The organism is Sphingorhabdus sp., assembly GCF_040079335.1.
GTDB lineage: Bacteria > Pseudomonadota > Alphaproteobacteria > Sphingomonadales > Sphingomonadaceae > Sphingorhabdus_B.
Window position 1 is genome coordinate 15,529 of sequence record NZ_JBEBKL010000035.1, and the last position, 16,875, is coordinate 32,403.

Here is a 16,875-nt window from a genome sequence, read left to right on the forward strand (position 1 = left end):
CGTGCCATGCCGCGTATATTGCACGTCCTCGATCACAGCCTGCCGTTGCACAGCGGCTATACCTTTCGCACGCGTGCGATACTGAAGTCGCAGATTGGTGCCGGCTGGGAGGTGCGCGGACTGACGGGCGTGCGGCAATATCAGCATGGTATGCAGCCCGATGGTGATAGCGAGGAAGCGGAAGGGCTACATTTCTTCCGCACGCCGCAGCTGGTTTCGGGCCCAGCTGGATTGCGCGAATGGCGCGAAATCCGGGCGCTTGAGCAGCGCATTATAGAGGTCCATCGCGAATGGCCGTTCGATATTGTTCACGCGCATTCGCCCGCGCTCAACGGCCTTGCTGCCGCCCGCGCCGCCGCGAAACTCGGCGTGCCTTTTGTCTATGAAATCCGCGCATTCTGGGAGGATGCAGCGGTAGGGAATGGCACCGGAGCGGAAGGCTCGCTGAAGTACCGCCTCACCCGCGCGCTCGAAAACCATGTTGTCGCCCGGGCTGACCGGGTGGCGGTGATTTGCGAAGGATTGCGCTCGGATCTGGTCGCGCGGGGTTTTGATGCGGCCAAGATTTTCGTTTCGCCCAATGGCGTCGACATGGAGTTATTCGGTAATCCCCCGCCGCGTGACGAGGCATTGGCGGCGGAGCTGGGTCTGACGGGCAAGGACGTCATAGGCTATATCGGTAGTTTCTATGACTATGAAGGTATAGACGATCTGATCGCGGCGATGGGGCATCTGGATGGGGCTGCCAAGGACGCGCATTTGCTGCTGGTCGGCGGTGGCCCGATGGAGAAGGCGTTGCGCACTCAGGCAGAGGCTTCGCCCGCTGCGCAACGTATTCATTTCGTCGGTCGCGTTCCGCATGAAGAAGTCGAGCGTTATTATAGTCTGGTCGATATCCTCGCTTATCCGCGCAAGCGAATGCGGCTGACTGATCTGGTGACGCCGCTGAAACCACTGGAGGCGATGGCGCAGGGGCGGCTGGTCGCAGCTTCGGATGTCGGTGGGCACCGCGAACTGATCGAGGATGGCGTGACCGGAGCCCTGTTTCCGGCGGACAATCCAGCAGGCGCTGCCAAGGCCATCGATGCGCTCTTCGCTGACAAGGCGATGTGGCCTGCACGCAAGGCCGATGCGCGGGCCTTTGTCGAGCAAGAACGCAATTGGCAGAAGAACATAATGCGTTACGATCCTGTTTACCATTTCCTGTTAGGCCGTGCTAAACAGGGGTAAAGTTGCGGCTAGTCCGTAGCATGAAGCCCGATCGAAACAGGGTAGTTATGCAGTCGAAACTGAAACTCGATCACCAGACTCGGGCCGTTGCCTTGGCAACGGGTGGCGCCGCCATTGCGGCTATCGCTGCGATGTTTATCCCGACGGGCATCTGGGAAACGCTGACCGGTGCGACCGGGGTTTCGGAAATGATTCCGGCAACGGGCGCGCCACTCGGCGATACGGCGCGCGCCCTGATTTCATACACTTTTGGTGCGCTAACCCTTGTCATTCTGACGGTGATGTTCCTGCGCAGCGGCAACTCGCCGGTGCGGACAGCGATCGTCGAGTCAGAAGCTGAGACGGATATCGTCGATTCAGAATTCGTTCCGGCTATCGCTGGTATCGAAGCCGAGACCGCATCGAAAACCGAGGAAGACATCGTCGAAGAGGATGAAGTGGTCCGCGGTTCGCTGCTTTCGCGCCTCCGCGCGCGTATCGCCGCATTTGCCGAAGCGCGCCGTGGTGCCAACGACATTACTGATCTCGAAGATTTGCCCAAGCTGCGCTCTGGTGATGCCCACCCCGATGCGCCGCCGCGCCGCCCCTTCTCGGCCAACCGCGATCTCGCCGAACCTGAAATGGTCGGGGCTGCTGCCGAAACGATCATCGTCGAGCAGGTCGAAGTTGAGGCTGAGTGGGTTGAACCCGTTGTGGTTGAAGTCGAGGATGTAATCCCGACGGCAGAATTCGAAGCTGCGGCAGAAGAACCCGCCGCTGCAGAAACCGTCGAAGCACCCGCTACCGCGCCCGTCGCCGAAATCGCCTCGCTCGACGATATGGTGAGCCGCTTCGAATCGGCATTGGCCGAACGCGACACGCAACTGGCGCAAATCGAGAATCTGGCCAGCGAACTGCAAAGCTCCAATGTCCAGCCGATCCGCCGCGACATGGAGGCGCCGCTGGTGACCGAGCCGGTTCAGGTCGAACAGGCCGCATTGCGTGCGGTCGACGTAACCGAAGTTCCCGCCGACGCACCGCAAAAACCCGAATCCGAGGAACTGGACGCAGCGTTGCGCTCAGCACTCGAAACGCTGCACCGGATGAACGCGCGCACCCGCTAACCCTCATTCGTCGAGCAACAAGGCTTCGACGGTCAATAGCACGCCATCCTCCAGCGGTTGCATATCGCTGACCACTATGTCGGCGACCAGTTGGCGGCGGAGATTGAATTCGGTATCGGGCAAGGCTTTGGCAAAGGCTGTGGCGCGTTCCGCTGGTGCATCTCCGGTCAGTTTCAAAACGATTGTAACACGCTCGCCGGAAAAGGTGGCGCTGTGCCAGGGCGTTTGTTTGCGGCTGGCAATTTCCGCTTCCGGAAGCAACGCCAGCAGCGCTTTTGACAAGCCGCAAGTTGTTAGAGGGTAACTCATGCCGCCTCCCGCATATCCAGCAGGTCGAGGTGCCGTTCGAACGCAGCCATGAAGGCTTCGGCCTTCAACACCATCGCCGGGCGCAGGCACCGGCCGTTGCGCATGTCGAGCACCAGCCGCGGGTCGCGCGCCACCCTGCGCCCGAAAGTGGTGGGTGCCATATCGTGCTGTCGCAGAAATCGTTCGATTTTCCGATTGATGTGCATTTGCGTTCCTTTCCATCAGGCACCACCCTTTTCCGGACGTTCGCATCGACGAATCGATGAGAACATGATAGGAACATTGCTGATAGGAAAAATCCTACTTGTCTAGGAAAAATCCTATTGCTAAAGAAGAATGATGGTAAACAGCGATCCACGTGCCGAACTCGAACGGCTGGTGCAGGCGCATGGTGACGATTTTGCGTCGCTATCGCGCCTCGTCGGGCGCAACCCCGCTTATATCCAGCAATATATCAAGCGCGGCAGCCCGAAGAACCTGCCAGAGCGCGAACGGTCGATTATCGCGCGCTATTATGGTGTTGCCCCCCAGCTATTGGGTGCGCCTGATGAGGAAGGGAGCGGGAAGCGTGGAGGGTTGAAGCTTGTCCCCAAGCTTGCCGTTGGCGCATCGGCCGGCGCAGGGGCGCTGGCCGAGGGAGAGGCGCTTGCAGGCAAGGTCTGTTTCGACGAGGCATGGCTGCGCAAACTCGGCGTTGAACCGCGCAACGTCTCGCTCATCCGGGTCGAGGGCGATTCGATGCAGCCGGTGTTGAACGATGGCGATGATATTATGGTCGACAAGGGCGCGGCGTTGAAGCCGCTGCGCGACGGCATCCATGTCATCCGGATCGACGGCGTGCTGATGGTCAAGCGACTGGCGCGCGCGCCGGGCGGGCGGCTGTCGGTGCTATCCGACAATCCGGCCTATCCGTCATGGCCCGAACGCGATCCGGCCGAGGTGCAGGTTGTCGGGCGCGTCGTTTGGGTGGGGCGGCGGCTCTGAAAGGCTTGCGTTCGCGGCATCACGCCGCCACATATCGCCCATGAGCAACGTCACCTCGAACCTTAACGCCCAGCCGCCTTTGAAGGCGGTGATCATCCCCGTCACCCCGCTGCAGCAGAACTGCACGCTTTTCTGGTGCACCGAAACCAACAAGGGCGCGCTGGTTGATCCCGGTGGCGATCTGCACAAGCTGAAGGATGCCGTGGCGAAGACCGGGGTGGAGCTGGAAAAGCTGCTCGTGACCCATGGCCATCTCGACCATTGCGGTCAGACGGGGATGCTGGCGCAGGAACTCGGCCTCAAAATCGAAGGCCCGCATGAGGAAGACCGTTTCTGGATCGCGCAGCTCGATGATGATGGCAAACGCTGGGGGATGGATGCCAAGACCTTTGAACCCGACCGCTGGCTAAAGGACGGCGATACCGTAACCGTCGGCAATCTGACCCTTGATGTTATCCATTGCCCGGGGCACACACCGGGGCATGTCATTTTCTACCACGGGCCAAGCCGCCTCGCGATTGTCGGCGACGTACTGTTCCAGGGCAGCATCGGCCGCACCGATTTCCCGCGCGGCAACCATCAGGAACTGATCGATTCGATCACCCAGAAATTATGGCCATTGGGCGACGACGTGACCTTCATCCCCGGCCACGGTCCGACCAGCCAGTTCGGCCATGAGCGCAAGGTGAACGCTTATGTCTCGGACTATGCGTTGAGTTGAGGGACGGGTTTGTTGGGGGGCGGAATGTCCGGATATGAGGAGATGATGCCATAAGCTGCCGTTCACGCTATGGGTTGGCATGTTCTGCAGTTGTTGAGTCAGACCCGATAGCTGGAAGCTGAGCGGTGCAGAGCTACTGCGCGATGACCATGCTGAGAAAGTGGATAAAGTGCATTTCCGGGTCCATTCGGGTTGCTTGGTCCAAACCAAACCTCTCGAATGGTGCGACCATTCGCTCGCTGCAGGGGAATGTCGACGTAAGGAACAATTGTGGCACCGACTGCTCGGAAGCCCACGGTCTCTCCGGCCACCTCTACTCCGTCTGCTGTTCCGCCTTCGTCGATTAATTGGCAGCCGTTTTCGGTCAAGTCGACGCGCAATTCGTGCAACGCGCGGACTTCCTGTTCTTCACGGAAGGACGGATGCTTGTAAGCGAGTAAAAAGCTTGCCAATAATGATGCATCGCGACCCACAACGTCTCGAAATTCACCACCTTGCTCTCGCCAAAGCAAGTACATTGCGGCCAGAAAATTGCGGACTTCGGCGAGCTGTTGCTCAGAATCGTAAACCACGTTAAGCATTGTAACTGGCATCGCTGCAATTGCCTGACCGTCAAATCCGATAGCCCAGCCCCGAGAATCATCTGCATATCCTCGCCACTGGCTCAGAACATCGGGCTCCTTGGAAAAGCAGGCAATGACTGGGTGGCTGTAAAGCTGCTTTGGAGACAGATAGTCGTCGACCTTGTCAAAAAAGTCGGCATTCAAGCCCTCAAGTGCGGGCTTCTCGGGTATCAAATCAAGCAAGGCGTTGGCAGCGGATTCAAAAAGCCGGTAGCAGTATCCCCATTCGCTGACATCGTTCATCATGTTAACGTCACCGAACCGCATCTTGCCAGTTTCCAAGATTGAAAGGAAAGTGGCAGAGCTACAATAGTGATATAGGATGCAATCGGGTCCCGGCTTGAACACCCGATCGTAGACAGTGCCTAAACTCATTTTTGCTTTTCGTTTCTTCAAAATTGGTGTCCGACTTTCTGTTCGCTGGTTCACCGTCGACGTTAAGCTGCGCGCGCCGTAGAATCGAGTCTGCTTTTTGGTGTTGTGGCCCGATGAACCAACGTCCGAAAACTTGTTGGAACCAGATGTCATACAACTTCGTCGCCCCGTGCTTGACACGGGGCTTGGCTTTTTTGTCAGACGCGTCGAGAATAGCCAAGCCCCGCATCAAGTACGGGGCGACGGTGATTGTTTCGTCAGGTGTGGATTGATAGGGTCGACTCTGGGATCGTCTGCACCCTTTTCGTCATCTTCGTTTCCCGCAGACCCCGCCTCCCACCCTTGAAATGTAGGATTTATCCTGCAAACGTCCGTGCGGGTTGCCATATGGCGACCTGCGCTCTTTGACAGCCTGGGCGGTATCGCCGGGCAGCGAATAACTCCGGCGCACGCGCCGTGCGGCGCTCACCTGATTCTCGTGCAAAGGTGACACAAGGTAACAGATACCCCCATGGGTACATGTGGATCTTTGTTACCTTTTGCCGTGATTTTCGGTTGCGGCCTTTCAGCCCAGTTTCGAATAGACGCTCCACAGCGCATAGCCAGCTAGTCCCAGCAACGTCAGCATGGTAATCAGCGTGCCGACCATCCGGCCTTTGCCAAGTGTCCCACCATCCATACCAAGGCCGTGCGCGAGGCGGCCGAAGATATAGATGATGCCGACATACCAGAGCCAGTTTGCGCTGCCCTGTGTGGCTTCGAGGGCTGCGATCAGGATCAGCACAAAGGGTGCGCTTTCGACGAAATTGGCATGCGCGCGCATGCGGCGGATCAGAAACTCGTCACCGCCATCGCCGATCGACACACCGCCCTTTGTGCGCGCCTGTCCGCAGCGGATCATCAGCCAGATATTGACCAGCGCGGCACCGGCGGCGATTGTCAGCGTGATAGGTAATGTAAGCATGTAATATCCTCCCGTTGTTCGAATGCGGTGCTAACAGCCAAGTCGCACCTTGCAAAGCGCGGAAAAATCGGTATTAGCCGCCCCTCATCCGCAGCACCGGGGTGTTTGAGTGCCGATTCTGGCTTTGCTTGCCAGCGCCGACATTCTTCCTTAAAGCTGCAGAAACATTATATTTTTTTGAAATGGAACAGGTGCCGAGATGGCTGTCCCCAAGAGAAAAACTTCGCCGTCCAAGCGCGGCATGCGTCGTAGCCATGATTCGCTGAAGGTCGAAGCCTTTCAGGAATGCTCGAACTGCGGCGAACTGAAGCGTCCGCACCATGTGTGCAATGCTTGCGGCCACTATAATGGCCGCGAAATCCTCGCTGTCGCTTAATTTTCGGACAATCGCTCTTCTCCACGGAGGGATGATATCGTGAACACTTCACCGCGTATCGCTATTGACGCGATGGGCGGTGATGAAGGCGTTCGCGTGATGGTCGCAGGTGCTGCACTGGCGCGCCACCGGCACGAAAGCTTCAAATTCCTGCTGGTAGGCGACGAGGTGCAGATCAAGGCTGCACTCGAAAACCACCCGAACCTGCGCGCCGCTTCCGAAATTCTCCACACCACCGAAGTCGTCACCGGCGATGACAAGCCAAGCCAGGCGCTGCGCAAATCACGCGGCAGCTCGATGGGGCTGGCGATCAACGCAGTGAAAGCTGGTGACGCCGCTGCTGCGGTCAGTGCCGGCAATACCGGCGCGCTGATGGCGATGGCCAAGGTCGCGCTGCGCACCATGCCGGGGATTGACCGGCCGGCGCTGGCTGCTTTGCTGCCCACACTCACCGATACCGATGTCGTGATGCTCGATCTGGGTGCCAACACCGAATGCGATGCGCGCAATCTGGTGCAATTCGCTGTGATGGGTGCGGCCTATTCGCGCATCCTCTATAATTGGGAAAAGCCGCGCGTGCGCTTGCTTAATATTGGCACCGAGGAAATGAAGGGCACCGACAGTCTGCGCTTTGCAGCGCAACATCTGCGCGACAGCCCCGAACTGCACATGGCGTTTCAGGGCTTTATCGAGGCGGACAAGATCAATCGCGGCGATTGCGACGTTGTCGTCTGCGATGGCTTTTCGGGCAATATCGCGCTGAAATCGATCGAGGGGGCGGCGCGTTTTGTGACCGACCTGTTGCGCCGTGCCTTTACCAGTTCGATCCGCTCCAAATTCGGCTTTCTGGTTTCGAGACCCGCGACCGAATTGCTCAAGCATCATCTCGATCCGAACAACCATAATGGTGCGGTGTTCCTGGGCCTCAATGGCGTGGTCGTCAAAAGCCACGGCAGCGCGAGCATCGAAGGCGTTGCCAATGCGGTGAAGGTAGCAGCCCGGCTGGTCGAAGACGATATCACGAAGCGCATCGCACAGGATCTGGAACAGATCGCAGGCAAGGAAGTTATCGAAGAATGAGCGGACCCGCGCTTCGTGCCGTCATCAAAGGGACGGGTAGCGCACTGCCAAAGCGCCGTGTTTCCAATGCCGAGCTGGCCGCACAGGTTGATACCTCGGACGAATGGATCACCGAACGCACCGGAATCAAGTTCCGCCACATCGCAGGGCCTGACGAGACCACGGCCACTTTAGGTGCCGAAGCCGCACGTAACGCGCTCAATGCAGCGGGCATGACAGAGGCCGATATCGATCTCATCATCGTTGCCACCTGCACCCCCGACCAGACGTTTCCGGCGGCAGCCACCAAGGTGCAGCATATATTAGGCCATCATGGCGGCGTTGCCTTTGATGTGGCAGCAGTATGTTCGGGCTTTCTCTATGGCTTTTCGGTCGCAGAAAGTATGATCCGTGCAGGCTCTGCCAAAAATGCGCTGGTGATCGGTGCAGAGACGATGACGCGGCTGCTTGACTGGGAAGATCGGGGTACCTGCGTATTGTTTGGTGACGGTGCCGGAGCGGTAGTGCTCTCAGGCGAAGTCGGCGAACGCGGTGTGTTAGCGACCCAACTCCACGCCGACGGGCGGCATAATGAACTGCTCTATGTCGATGGCGGTCCATCGACTACCGGCACTGTTGGAAAATTGCGAATGCAAGGCCGCGAAGTGTTCCGCCATGCCGTGACCAATCTCGCCAGTGTCATGTACGAAGTGCTCGAGCAGGCCGAGCTTGAACCGACCGACATTGACTGGGTCGTTCCACACCAAGCCAATGCCCGGATCATCGACGCGACCGTGAAAAAACTTGGATTGCCCTCAGAACGCGTGGTTCTGACCGTTTCCGAACATGCCAATACCTCTGCCGCGTCGGTGCCGCTGGCGCTAGATGTGGCGGTGCGCGACGGGCGGATCAAGGCCGGTGACGTCGTCGTTTTGGAGGCCATGGGCGGCGGATTTACCTGGGGTGCATCGGTCATTCGAATGTGACCCGAAATCGGACGAGTAAAAATTCGTCTGGCATTTTACATCCTCCTGAAATTGCTATATGTTCCAAAGGAATCACGGGGGTCGCGTGAACATCGGAGGCAAAACCATGGCAGATGCTGGTACTTTGACGCGCGCGGATATTGCAGAAGCAATTAACCGGCATGTAGGTCTCTCACGCGCGGATGCTTCCGCGATGATCGAATCGATACTGGATCATGTCCTCGATGCGCTGGTTGCGGGCGAGAATGTGAAGATTTCCGGCTTTGGAACTTTCGTGCTGCGCGACAAGGCGCAACGCATAGGGCGCAACCCCAAAACGGGGATCGAAGTGCCGATCACCCCGCGTCGCGTGCTGACTTTCCGTGCGAGCCAGGGCCTGCGCCACAAGGTCAAATAAGTCGTTATGGACAAGGCACCAGAAGCATTTCTGACCATTGGCGAAATGGCCGACCGGCTGGGCGTGAAAACGCATATATTGCGCTATTGGGAAGAACAGTTCCCGATGCTTAAGCCTTTGAAACGTGCAGGCGGGCGGCGGCTGTACCGGCCTTCGGATGTCGCGCTTCTCGATCAGATTCAGGATCTGCTGTCGAAGCAGGGTTATACGATTCGCGGCGCCCGGGCCTATTTGGCAAAGGGCGGCAAACCCGAAGTCGCAGCAGCCCCGGCACCTGCGGCCATTCCCGCTGCAGTGACTGCACCAGCGGGCGACCTTTTCGCAAGGCCTGCTCCCTCAACACTGGTTCCGGAATTGCGCGCCATCCGCGATCGGTTGGCGCAGGTCTTGGCGGCCGCCTGATCTATTCGATCGTATAATCGGGCAGCGAGTGGAACGCGCTACGCAGCGCGTCAGACCATTTGTCTGACACCGAACGATAATAGGGGTCGTCCTCGGCAATCCGGCGTTTCTGCAAAGGCTCGAACTCGTCGCGCGGTAAGAGCAGCAAGTCGAGTGGCAGAGCGACCGAGAGGTTCGCGGCCATCGTCGAATCGAACGACACCATCAACAGCTTCACCGCGCTTTCAAAACTCATATCCGATTGGAAACCGCGCACCAATATCGGCCGGCCATATTTGGTTTCGCCAATCTGGAAAAAAGGCGTGTCGTCCGACGCCTCGATGAAATTGCCCTCAGGGTAGATCATGAACAGGCGGGGCTCCATGCCCTTGATCTGCCCACCGACGATCAGAGTCGCATTGAAGGTCGTCTCGGCATTGAGCCCGGTCTGTTCGCGGGTGCGGATGGTTTCGCGCAGCAAATCGCCAATAATCTGCGCAACTTGAAACATCGAGGCTGCAGCGAGGATTGACGGGTTGCGCTCCTCGGGGGCCTTGGTGCGTTCGGCGAGCATGCTGATGACCGATTGGGTGGTCGCCAGATTGCCCGCGGTCATGATCGTGATGTAGCGTTCGCCCGGCTTTTCGAAGCTGTGCATCTTGCGGAAGGTGGAAATATTATCGACGCCCGAATTGGTACGTGTGTCCGACATGAACACCAGCCCCGAATCCAGCTTCATCCCAACGCAATAGGTCACTTCGATCCCGCCCCTGAATCCTGTTTTTCGATGCGTTACTGTTCAACGGCTAGGCTGACAACCATGCTCTGCTCACCGCCGCCGAAAGAAATGCCTGAAATGGGGGCGGCTTCGGCATAATCTGCGCCGGTGGCAACGCGGACATAACGCAGATCGGGGCTGATGCCGTTCGAGATATCAAAGCCGACCCAGCCCAATCCTTCGACATGCGCTTCGGCCCAGGCATGGCTTGCCTCCTGCTCGACGCGGTCTGAAAGCATCAGATAGCCGCTGACATAGCGGGCAGGGATGCCGAGACTGCGTGCCGCCGAGATGAAGACATGCGCATGATCCTGACAAACACCATGCCCTGCGGCGAGGGCTGCGTCCGCCGTAGTGGCGGAATCGGTGTGGCCGATATCATATTGCACTGCCGCCAGAACCTTGGTTGAAAGCGCGTGCAATGTCGCCAGTAGGTCATCGCCCTCGACAACCGCTGTTCGGGCCAGCGCCTGTATCTCGCGCGTCGGTTCGGTCAAAGGTGTCGGGCGTAGGAAATACCATAAAGGCACATGCCCGCCATGCCGCCCCATGATTCCGGCGGTGTCGTTGGTTTCGACCTCGCCATTGCAGCGGACGATGATTTCGCCTGCACCTTCTGTGATGCTGACCAGCAGGATATGATTGTTGTGATAGTCGATATAGTCGGCCTCTACCTTGCCGCCTTCGATCTCGGTCTTCCAGTGCAGGATTTTTTGCGCCGCGTTTTCCTTGGGGATCAACCGTAACCGTTGCAGCCCATAGGGCACAGGATGTTCGAAACGATAGTGGGTGCGGTGATGGATTTTCAGCAGCATCGCATCATCCGTAGAACCTGTAATCGCGCTCGATTTGCCCAGCGAGGCGCGCATTGCATGTCATGAAGTCGGTCAAAAATTCGTGCAGCCCGCTTTCGAATATCGCGTCAATTGATTGGGTTTGCAGGCCGTTGTGGATTTCGTCGGCCAGATCATGCGACGGCATCCGCTGTCCATAATCCTTTTCCAGATAGCAGAGATTGCCGAACAGTTTCTGGTAACAGAAAGCGAGCGAGCGCGGGAAGCGTTCGTCAAGGATCAGGAATTCGGCGACGCCCACTGGTCGTGTATCCCCAGCGTTGAGCCAGCGGAAGGCGTGCTCGGCAGAAACCGAACGCAGGATTGTCTCCCACTGCACATTGTCGAGCGAGGAGCCGACAAAAGACAAGGACGGCAGCAGCACATAATATTTGACGTCGAGGATGCGCGCGGTGCTGTCGGCGCGTTCGAGGAAAGTGCCGAGGCGCGCGAAATTATAGACGTCGATCCGCAGCATCGATCCATGCAGCGCGCCGCGCACCTGCGCCGATTGCTGGCGGATCATCGCGATCAGACCGGGCAGGTCGGTTTCGCGCACGGGGCGGGCGAGGGCCTCTTTCATCCGCATCCAGAAGATATTGGTCGCCTCCCACACTTCGCGGGTCAGCGCGGTGCGCGTCATCCGCGCATTGTGCCGCGCGGTTTCAAGCATCGCGAGCACCGAAGTTGGATTGGCCTTGTCGCGCAGCAGATAGTTGACGACATGCGCTGCGGCATAATCATCATATCGGCTTTCATAGCCCGATTGCAGTCCGGCGGTGGTGACGACCGACCGCCACTCCTCGTCAGATCCGGTGTTCCGCGTCAGTGCCATGCGATGCCCAGCCTCAAGCAGGCGTGCCATATTCTCGCACCGCTCCAAGTATCGGAACATCCAGAATATGCCGCCTGCGGTTCTGCCGAGCATCTAGTCCTCCAGCACCCAGCTGTCCTTGGTGCCGCCGCCCTGGCTCGAATTGACGACGAGCGAGCCTTTTTTGAGCGCGACCCGCGTCAGCCCGCCGGGGGTGATTTCGATGCCATTGGGCGAAACGAGGACAAAGGGCCGAAGGTCGACGTGGCGCGGGGCGAGTCCGGCCTTGGTCAGCACAGGCACGGTCGATAGCGCGAGCGTTGGCTGGGCGATATAGTTGCCGGGGCGCGCTTTGAGCTTTTTGGCAAAGGCCTCCAGCTCCGCCTTGCTCGCGGCTGGCCCCACCAGCATACCATAGCCGCCCGAGCCGTGGACTTCCTTGACCACCAGCTCCTTCAGATTGGCGAGGACATATTTGAGCGCATCGGGTTCTGCACAGCGCCAGGTCGGCACATTGGCGAGCAAGGGTTTTTCGCCGGTATAAAATTCGACGATCTCGGGCATGTAGCTGTAGATCGCCTTGTCGTCGGCGATCCCCGTACCCGGGGCATTGGCAATGGTGATTTTGCCTGCGCGGTACAGGTCCATGATTCCCGGAACGCCCAGTTGCGATTCGGGGCGGAAGGTCATCGGGTCGAGATAGTCGTCATCGACCCGGCGGTAGAGCACGTCGATGGGCTTGAAGCCCTGCGTTGTGCGCATGGCGACACGGCCGTCGATGATACGCAAATCATGCCCCTCGACCAATTCAGCGCCCATTTGGTCGGCAAGGAAGGCATGTTCGAAATAGGCGCTGTTGAAGATGCCCGGCGTCAGCACCGCGACCACTGGGCGGCCATCACAGCCTTGCGGCAGGCATGCCTCAAGCGAACGGCGCAGATTTTTTGGATAGCTGCCCACTTCGCGCACACGGATCGCGCTGAACAGTTCGGGAAACATGTTCATCATCGTTTCGCGGTTTTCGAGCATGTAGGAAACACCCGACGGCGTGCGGGCATTGTCCTCCAATACGTAAAATTCGTCATCGTCGGTGCGGACAAGATCGATGCCAACAATGTGCGTATAGACCCGACCCGGCGGGGTGAAGCCGATCATCGCGGGCAGGAAGGCGCTGTTTTTTGCGATCAGTTCTTCGGGAACGCGGCCAGCGCGGATAATTTCCTGACGGTGGTAAATGTCATGCAGAAAGGCGTTGATCGCGCGTACCCGCTGCTCAATGCCGCGCGACAATTTGCTCCATTCCTTTGCACCGACAATGCGCGGTACGATGTCAAAGGGTATCAGCCGCTCTTCGGCCTCGTTCGCGCCATAGACGTTGAAGGTGATGCCGGTGCGACGAAAGACGGCGTCGGCTTCCTCGGCCTTCTTGCGCAGTGCCGCCAGTTGTTGTCCCTCAAACCATGCGGCATAATCCGAATAAGCTTTGCGTGCGCCGCCATCGGGGCGCAGCATTTCGTCAAAAGCCGGTGTGGGCTGCTCCATGAATCGAGAGGCTGTCAAAAATTTAGGCAGCGCACAAGTGCTTTTCGCAACTGCACAATAAATGTGCAGGCATGATTTTACATGGTCATATCGCGGGCAAGCAACATGTCGCTGAATTGCACTTCATCGACCATGAAGATGGTGTCGCCGATCTTCGCAAAACCGTGCTTCTTGTAAAAGCCGATGGCGCGGTCGTTATTTTCGTACACCGCGAGCAGCAAACGGCGTGCCTGCCTTTTGTGCGCGATATCGATGGCGTGCTGCAACAAAGCCGCACCGTTTCCGCCACCCTGCCAGGGGCCAAGAAGGTAGATTCGCTTGAGTTCCCAATCGCCTTCCCGCTGGTAATCGGGATGTTCGGGCGGGCAGAGCATCGCATAGGCCACCGGCGCGCCCAGCGGGGTTTCGCCGATGATGATGTCGATATCGGGATTGACCAGCTTGGCGGCGTAAAATTCGGGGCTGTGCAATTCCTTCAGGAAGCGGATCAGCGCAGGCCCGGGATGGTCAAAGGCAAAAGTGGCAAGGAAGGTCGCTTGCCCGAGCAGTGACAGCGACTCTTCATCCCCCGGCTGTGTGCTGCGCCAGACTATCGGCGTCATTCTTCGTCTGGCCCGAGGCTCGCGTCCAGATCGCGCGGGCGCACGAAGCGTTTGAGGTGCGCGATGGGTTTCCCGATGTCTGCCCAATGGTCAATATCGATGTCCAGCTGGGCGAGTGCCGCCGTCGGATATTTGACCTCAACCTCTTCGCGCAAGGGCGAGCTGCCATCGTCGGCGACGAGATCGAAAACCAAATCTTCGACTGCCGGGCAGTGACCAACGACCAGCACAACATCATGCGAGTCGTTGACTTCGCGCAAAACATCGAGCACGGAAGCCGAAGAGGCGAGGTAAATGCGCCGTTCCCAGGTCGGCTCGACCTTGCTGCCATAGCCTGCCCAGACGCCATCAAGCGTCTCGATAACACGCACGGCAGGGCTGGCGATGACATGTTCGAAGGTCACGCCGTTGGAAGCCATCCATTGGCCGATGGTGCGCGCGGCCTTTTCACCGCGCTTGTTCAGCGGCCGGTCAAAATCGCGCGCGACCGGATCGTCCCATCCGGACTTGGCATGGCGCAGCAAGTAAAGCGTCTTCGTCAAAAGGGGATATCCTCGTCCTCAATCTCTTGCGCGCTCCCCTGCCCGAAATTTGTTGCAGGTGAAAGACCGGATTTGATGCGCCGCACTGCCTCGTCGAGGGTAACGCGGTGGATGGGCGTTCCCGCAGGAAAGGCCGTCAACAGCCGCGACGGTGTGGCGGAGGAAAGCAGCACGAAATGGCCCTTGTCGTCGGCCTTGCGGATAAGGCGGCCAAAGGCCTGCGCAAGCCGCGCACGGATGATGCGGTCGTCATATTCGGTGCCACCACCGATCAGCCGCCGGGCCTTATGCAAGATGTCGGGGCGCGGCCACGGTACTTGTTCCATGATGACAAGGCGCAGCGAATGACCGGGCACGTCCATCCCGTCTCGCAGCGCGTCGGTGCCGAGCAGCGAGGCGTGCGGATCGTCGCGGAAGATATCGACCAACGTGCCGGTGTCCATCGGATCGACATGCTGGGCATAGAGCGGCAGCCCGTCGCGCGCCAGCCGGTCGGCAATGCGGGCATGGACGCTGCGCAGGCGTTTGATCGCGGTGAACAGCCCCAGCGCACCACCCTGCGACGCCGAAATCAGCGCCGAATAGGCCCCGGCAAGCGCGGGCATATCGCCGCGCGCGATGTCGGTCACCACCAGCACTTCGGCCTGGCTGGCATAGTCAAACGGGCTGGGGGCGGAAAAATGTTCGACTTTATGTTCGAGATGCGCGGCCCCGGTGCGCGCCTCTGCGGTATCCCAGTCCCCGCCGCTGCGCAGCGTTGCAGAGGTGGTGAGGATGCCGTGCGCTGGCTTCAGGACGACGCTCGACACCGGTCGTGTCGGATCAAGCCAGTGGCGGTGGATGCCGATATCATATTCGCGGCCCTCGCCCCGATCGACCGCGAGCCAGTCGACAAAATCAGGGTCTGCGGGGCCGCCACCGCGCCCCAGCAGTGCGATCCAGCCGCGCAACGTATCGACGCGCCAGCCAAGGCTCGCCATCGCGCCTTCGATGCGCGCGCGGGCGGCGCTGTCGAGCCAGTCGGGGGCTTCCTCGACCAAAGCCTCCAACCGCTGGCCAAGCACCGTCAGCGGCTTCACCAACGCTTCCATTGCCACCATCAGGTCGGCAATCGCCTCGATCAGATGCGCGTCGAGATTGGCATATTCGGTTTCCAGCCCATAACCGCTCTCGGCCTGCCCTTCGTCGCGCGCATAGACGGTGGTGCGCACCGCCGCGAGCAGCCGCTCCGCTGGTCCAGAAGGCATGCCTTCGTTTACGCGGCCCAGCCAGCCGTCACCGGGCAGTGCTTCTGCCGCTAACCGCGCCTCCTCAATTGCGAGGCCGCCGCCTTCGTCATAGCTGGCAACATCTGCGAGCCTTGCGGACAGCCCGCGTCGCCGACCGCGCGCTTTGCCCTCGGGGCCGATGATCCAGCGGCGGATCTCGATCATTTCTGAGCCCGTCAGTGCGGCGGCAAAAGTCGAATCGGCGGCGTCAAAGAGATGATGGCCTTCGTCAAAGATGATCCGGGTTGGCCGGTTCGCCTCCTCACGACCGCGCGCTGCGTTGACCATCATCAGCGCATGGTTGGCGATGACGATATCGGCCTGTGCTGAAGAACGGGAAGCGCGTTCGATGAAGCATTTGCGGTAGTGCGGGCAGCCCGCATAGATGCACTCGCCGCGCCGGTCGGTAAGCGCGGTCGAGCCGTTGCGGCGGAACAAGGTCGGCAACCAGCCGGGCAGGTCGCCGCCGATCATGTCGCCATCGGCGGTGTAAGCTGCCCAGCGCGCGACCAGATGTGCGAGGATAGCGGCCCGTCCGGCAAAGCCACCTTGCAGTGCATCCTCAAGGTTCAAAAGGCACAAATAATTCTCACGCCCTTTGCGGACGACGACCTTTGATTTGAAGGTTTCGGCATCGGGATAGACCCGCCGCGCCTCGCTCACCAACTGGCGTTGCAACGCCTTGGTATAGGTTGAAATCCACACCGCGCCGTCGGCCTCTTGCGCCCAGAGCGAGGCGGGGGCGAGATAGCCGAGCGTCTTGCCGATGCCGGTGCCCGCCTCGGCAAGCAGCATATTGGGCTCGCCCTTGCGGTGACGTGGATCGAAAATATGCGCGGCGCTGGCGGCAAAGGCGCGCTGGCCTTCGCGGATTTCGGCACCGCTTCCGGTCAGGCGGGCGAGTTGGGCTTCGACTGCAGACCGGTCCAGCACCACTGAACGCGGTGGCGTGCGCGGCGGGGCGTCCTCCCATTCGGGCAATTTGGAA

Annotated in this window: 20 protein-coding genes; 9 read left to right on the plus strand and 11 right to left on the minus strand. The window is 59.4% G+C overall.

All coding sequences use genetic code 11. The features are described from left to right. The first annotated feature begins 6 nt into the window (after positions 1-6). Complete coding sequence (locus ABL922_RS10360) at positions 7-1,230, plus strand: TIGR04063 family PEP-CTERM/XrtA system glycosyltransferase (protein WP_349024141.1); 1,224 nt, start codon at positions 7-9, stop codon at positions 1,228-1,230. A gap of 47 nt (positions 1,231-1,277) precedes the next feature. Continuing rightward, positions 1,278-2,333, plus strand: coding sequence for a hypothetical protein (locus tag ABL922_RS10365; protein ID WP_349024142.1), 1,056 nt, complete (start codon positions 1,278-1,280; stop codon positions 2,331-2,333). Between the two features lie 3 nt (positions 2,334-2,336). Here ABL922_RS10365 and ABL922_RS10370 read toward each other — a convergent pair whose 3' ends face one another. Together ABL922_RS10370 and ABL922_RS10375 are read right to left on the minus strand one after the other, a co-directional pair. Next, a complete protein-coding gene (locus ABL922_RS10370; protein ID WP_349024143.1) occupies positions 2,337-2,642 on the minus strand; it encodes a hypothetical protein in 306 nt (101 codons plus the stop codon). Continuing rightward, entirely contained in the window at positions 2,639-2,848 is a 210-nt protein-coding gene (locus ABL922_RS10375) for a hypothetical protein (RefSeq protein WP_349024144.1), read from the minus strand. Before ABL922_RS10375 ends, ABL922_RS10370 begins: the two co-directional genes overlap by 4 nt. A gap of 133 nt (positions 2,849-2,981) precedes the next feature. On the opposite strand from ABL922_RS10375, the gene ABL922_RS10380 reads away from it, so the two are divergent. Both ABL922_RS10380 and ABL922_RS10385 read left to right on the plus strand, forming a co-directional pair. Next, positions 2,982-3,626, plus strand: coding sequence for a S24 family peptidase (locus ABL922_RS10380; RefSeq protein ID WP_349024159.1), 645 nt, complete (start codon positions 2,982-2,984; stop codon positions 3,624-3,626). A 40-nt stretch (positions 3,627-3,666) separates the two neighbouring features. After that, positions 3,667-4,347 (plus strand): MBL fold metallo-hydrolase, encoded by a 681-nt coding sequence (locus ABL922_RS10385; protein WP_349024145.1) that lies wholly within the window; start codon positions 3,667-3,669, stop codon positions 4,345-4,347. 98 nt (positions 4,348-4,445) lie between these two features. On the opposite strand, the gene ABL922_RS10390 is transcribed toward ABL922_RS10385, so the two are convergent. Together ABL922_RS10390 and ABL922_RS10395 are read right to left on the minus strand one after the other, a co-directional pair. Then, on the minus strand, positions 4,446-5,498 hold the full coding sequence (locus tag ABL922_RS10390; RefSeq protein WP_349024146.1) for a DUF2971 domain-containing protein: 1,053 nt from the start codon (positions 5,496-5,498) through the stop codon (positions 4,446-4,448). Between the two features lie 412 nt (positions 5,499-5,910). After that, on the minus strand, positions 5,911-6,309 hold the full coding sequence (locus ABL922_RS10395) for an MAPEG family protein (RefSeq protein WP_349024147.1): 399 nt from the start codon (positions 6,307-6,309) through the stop codon (positions 5,911-5,913). A 199-nt stretch (positions 6,310-6,508) separates the two neighbouring features. On the opposite strand from ABL922_RS10395, the gene rpmF reads away from it, so the two are divergent. From rpmF to ABL922_RS10420, 5 genes are all read left to right on the plus strand, one after another. Continuing rightward, positions 6,509-6,685 carry a 50S ribosomal protein L32 gene (rpmF, locus tag ABL922_RS10400; RefSeq protein ID WP_115547599.1) on the plus strand — a complete coding sequence of 59 codons (177 nt, stop codon included), beginning with the start codon at positions 6,509-6,511 and terminating at the stop codon, positions 6,683-6,685. Between the two features lie 39 nt (positions 6,686-6,724). After that, positions 6,725-7,765: a phosphate acyltransferase PlsX gene (plsX, locus tag ABL922_RS10405; RefSeq protein WP_349024148.1), complete on the plus strand. Its 1,041-nt coding sequence runs from the start codon at positions 6,725-6,727 to the stop codon at positions 7,763-7,765. After that, positions 7,762-8,730, plus strand: a complete 969-nt coding sequence (locus ABL922_RS10410; protein ID WP_349024149.1) for a beta-ketoacyl-ACP synthase III — start codon at positions 7,762-7,764, stop codon at positions 8,728-8,730. The genes plsX and ABL922_RS10410 overlap by 4 nt, the downstream gene beginning before the upstream one ends. 106 nt (positions 8,731-8,836) lie before the next feature. Then, positions 8,837-9,127: an integration host factor subunit alpha gene (locus tag ABL922_RS10415; protein ID WP_349024150.1), complete on the plus strand. Its 291-nt coding sequence runs from the start codon at positions 8,837-8,839 to the stop codon at positions 9,125-9,127. Positions 9,128-9,133: 6 nt separating this feature from the next. Then, positions 9,134-9,529, plus strand: a complete 396-nt coding sequence (locus tag ABL922_RS10420) for a MerR family transcriptional regulator (RefSeq protein WP_349024151.1) — start codon at positions 9,134-9,136, stop codon at positions 9,527-9,529. Between the two features lies 1 nt (position 9,530). Here ABL922_RS10420 and ABL922_RS10425 read toward each other — a convergent pair whose 3' ends face one another. The 7 genes from ABL922_RS10425 to ABL922_RS10455 all read right to left on the minus strand — a co-directional run. After that, entirely contained in the window at positions 9,531-10,247 is a 717-nt protein-coding gene (locus ABL922_RS10425; RefSeq protein ID WP_349024152.1) for a peptidase, read from the minus strand. A 53-nt stretch (positions 10,248-10,300) separates the two neighbouring features. Next, the gene (locus ABL922_RS10430) at positions 10,301-11,155 is read right to left on the minus strand and encodes a transglutaminase family protein (RefSeq protein WP_349024153.1); all 855 of its coding nucleotides are present in this window, start codon (positions 11,153-11,155) and stop codon (positions 10,301-10,303) included. Further along, entirely contained in the window at positions 11,106-12,047 is a 942-nt protein-coding gene (locus tag ABL922_RS10435) for an alpha-E domain-containing protein (protein ID WP_349024154.1), read from the minus strand. The genes ABL922_RS10430 and ABL922_RS10435 overlap by 50 nt, the downstream gene beginning before the upstream one ends. Continuing rightward, complete coding sequence (locus tag ABL922_RS10440) at positions 12,048-13,475, minus strand: circularly permuted type 2 ATP-grasp protein (RefSeq protein ID WP_349024155.1); 1,428 nt, start codon at positions 13,473-13,475, stop codon at positions 12,048-12,050. 77 nt (positions 13,476-13,552) lie between these two features. After that, positions 13,553-14,077: a GNAT family N-acetyltransferase gene (locus ABL922_RS10445; RefSeq protein WP_349024156.1), complete on the minus strand. Its 525-nt coding sequence runs from the start codon at positions 14,075-14,077 to the stop codon at positions 13,553-13,555. Next, complete coding sequence (locus ABL922_RS10450) at positions 14,074-14,619, minus strand: histidine phosphatase family protein (RefSeq protein ID WP_349024157.1); 546 nt, start codon at positions 14,617-14,619, stop codon at positions 14,074-14,076. Before ABL922_RS10450 ends, ABL922_RS10445 begins: the two co-directional genes overlap by 4 nt. Next, positions 14,616-16,875: ATP-dependent DNA helicase (locus ABL922_RS10455; protein ID WP_349024158.1), on the minus strand; the 2,260-nt coding region annotated here is incomplete at its 5' end. The genes ABL922_RS10455 and ABL922_RS10450, both read right to left, overlap by 4 nt.

What these genes read in the sequence shown, in the direction of transcription:
- ABL922_RS10395 (WP_349024147.1), bottom strand. Translation starts at nt 6,309, where the DNA reads ATGCTTACATTACCTATCACGCTGACAATCGCCGCCGGTGCCGCGCTG.
- ABL922_RS10380 (WP_349024159.1), top strand. Translation starts at nt 2,982, where the DNA reads ATGGTAAACAGCGATCCACGTGCCGAACTCGAACGGCTGGTGCAGGCG.
- ABL922_RS10440 (WP_349024155.1), bottom strand. Translation starts at nt 13,475, where the DNA reads ATGGAGCAGCCCACACCGGCTTTTGACGAAATGCTGCGCCCCGATGGC.
- ABL922_RS10445 (WP_349024156.1), bottom strand. Translation starts at nt 14,077, where the DNA reads ATGACGCCGATAGTCTGGCGCAGCACACAGCCGGGGGATGAAGAGTCG.
- ABL922_RS10385 (WP_349024145.1), top strand. Translation starts at nt 3,667, where the DNA reads ATGAGCAACGTCACCTCGAACCTTAACGCCCAGCCGCCTTTGAAGGCG.
- ABL922_RS10415 (WP_349024150.1), top strand. Translation starts at nt 8,837, where the DNA reads ATGGCAGATGCTGGTACTTTGACGCGCGCGGATATTGCAGAAGCAATT.
- ABL922_RS10435 (WP_349024154.1), bottom strand. Translation starts at nt 12,047, where the DNA reads ATGCTCGGCAGAACCGCAGGCGGCATATTCTGGATGTTCCGATACTTG.
- ABL922_RS10390 (WP_349024146.1), bottom strand. Translation starts at nt 5,498, where the DNA reads ATGACATCTGGTTCCAACAAGTTTTCGGACGTTGGTTCATCGGGCCAC.
- ABL922_RS10420 (WP_349024151.1), top strand. Translation starts at nt 9,134, where the DNA reads ATGGACAAGGCACCAGAAGCATTTCTGACCATTGGCGAAATGGCCGAC.
- ABL922_RS10410 (WP_349024149.1), top strand. Translation starts at nt 7,762, where the DNA reads ATGAGCGGACCCGCGCTTCGTGCCGTCATCAAAGGGACGGGTAGCGCA.
- ABL922_RS10430 (WP_349024153.1), bottom strand. Translation starts at nt 11,155, where the DNA reads ATGCGCGCCTCGCTGGGCAAATCGAGCGCGATTACAGGTTCTACGGAT.
- ABL922_RS10425 (WP_349024152.1), bottom strand. Translation starts at nt 10,247, where the DNA reads ATGAAGCTGGATTCGGGGCTGGTGTTCATGTCGGACACACGTACCAAT.
- ABL922_RS10375 (WP_349024144.1), bottom strand. Translation starts at nt 2,848, where the DNA reads ATGCACATCAATCGGAAAATCGAACGATTTCTGCGACAGCACGATATG.
- ABL922_RS10365 (WP_349024142.1), top strand. Translation starts at nt 1,278, where the DNA reads ATGCAGTCGAAACTGAAACTCGATCACCAGACTCGGGCCGTTGCCTTG.
- ABL922_RS10360 (WP_349024141.1), top strand. Translation starts at nt 7, where the DNA reads ATGCCGCGTATATTGCACGTCCTCGATCACAGCCTGCCGTTGCACAGC.
- ABL922_RS10370 (WP_349024143.1), bottom strand. Translation starts at nt 2,642, where the DNA reads ATGAGTTACCCTCTAACAACTTGCGGCTTGTCAAAAGCGCTGCTGGCG.
- rpmF (WP_115547599.1), top strand. Translation starts at nt 6,509, where the DNA reads ATGGCTGTCCCCAAGAGAAAAACTTCGCCGTCCAAGCGCGGCATGCGT.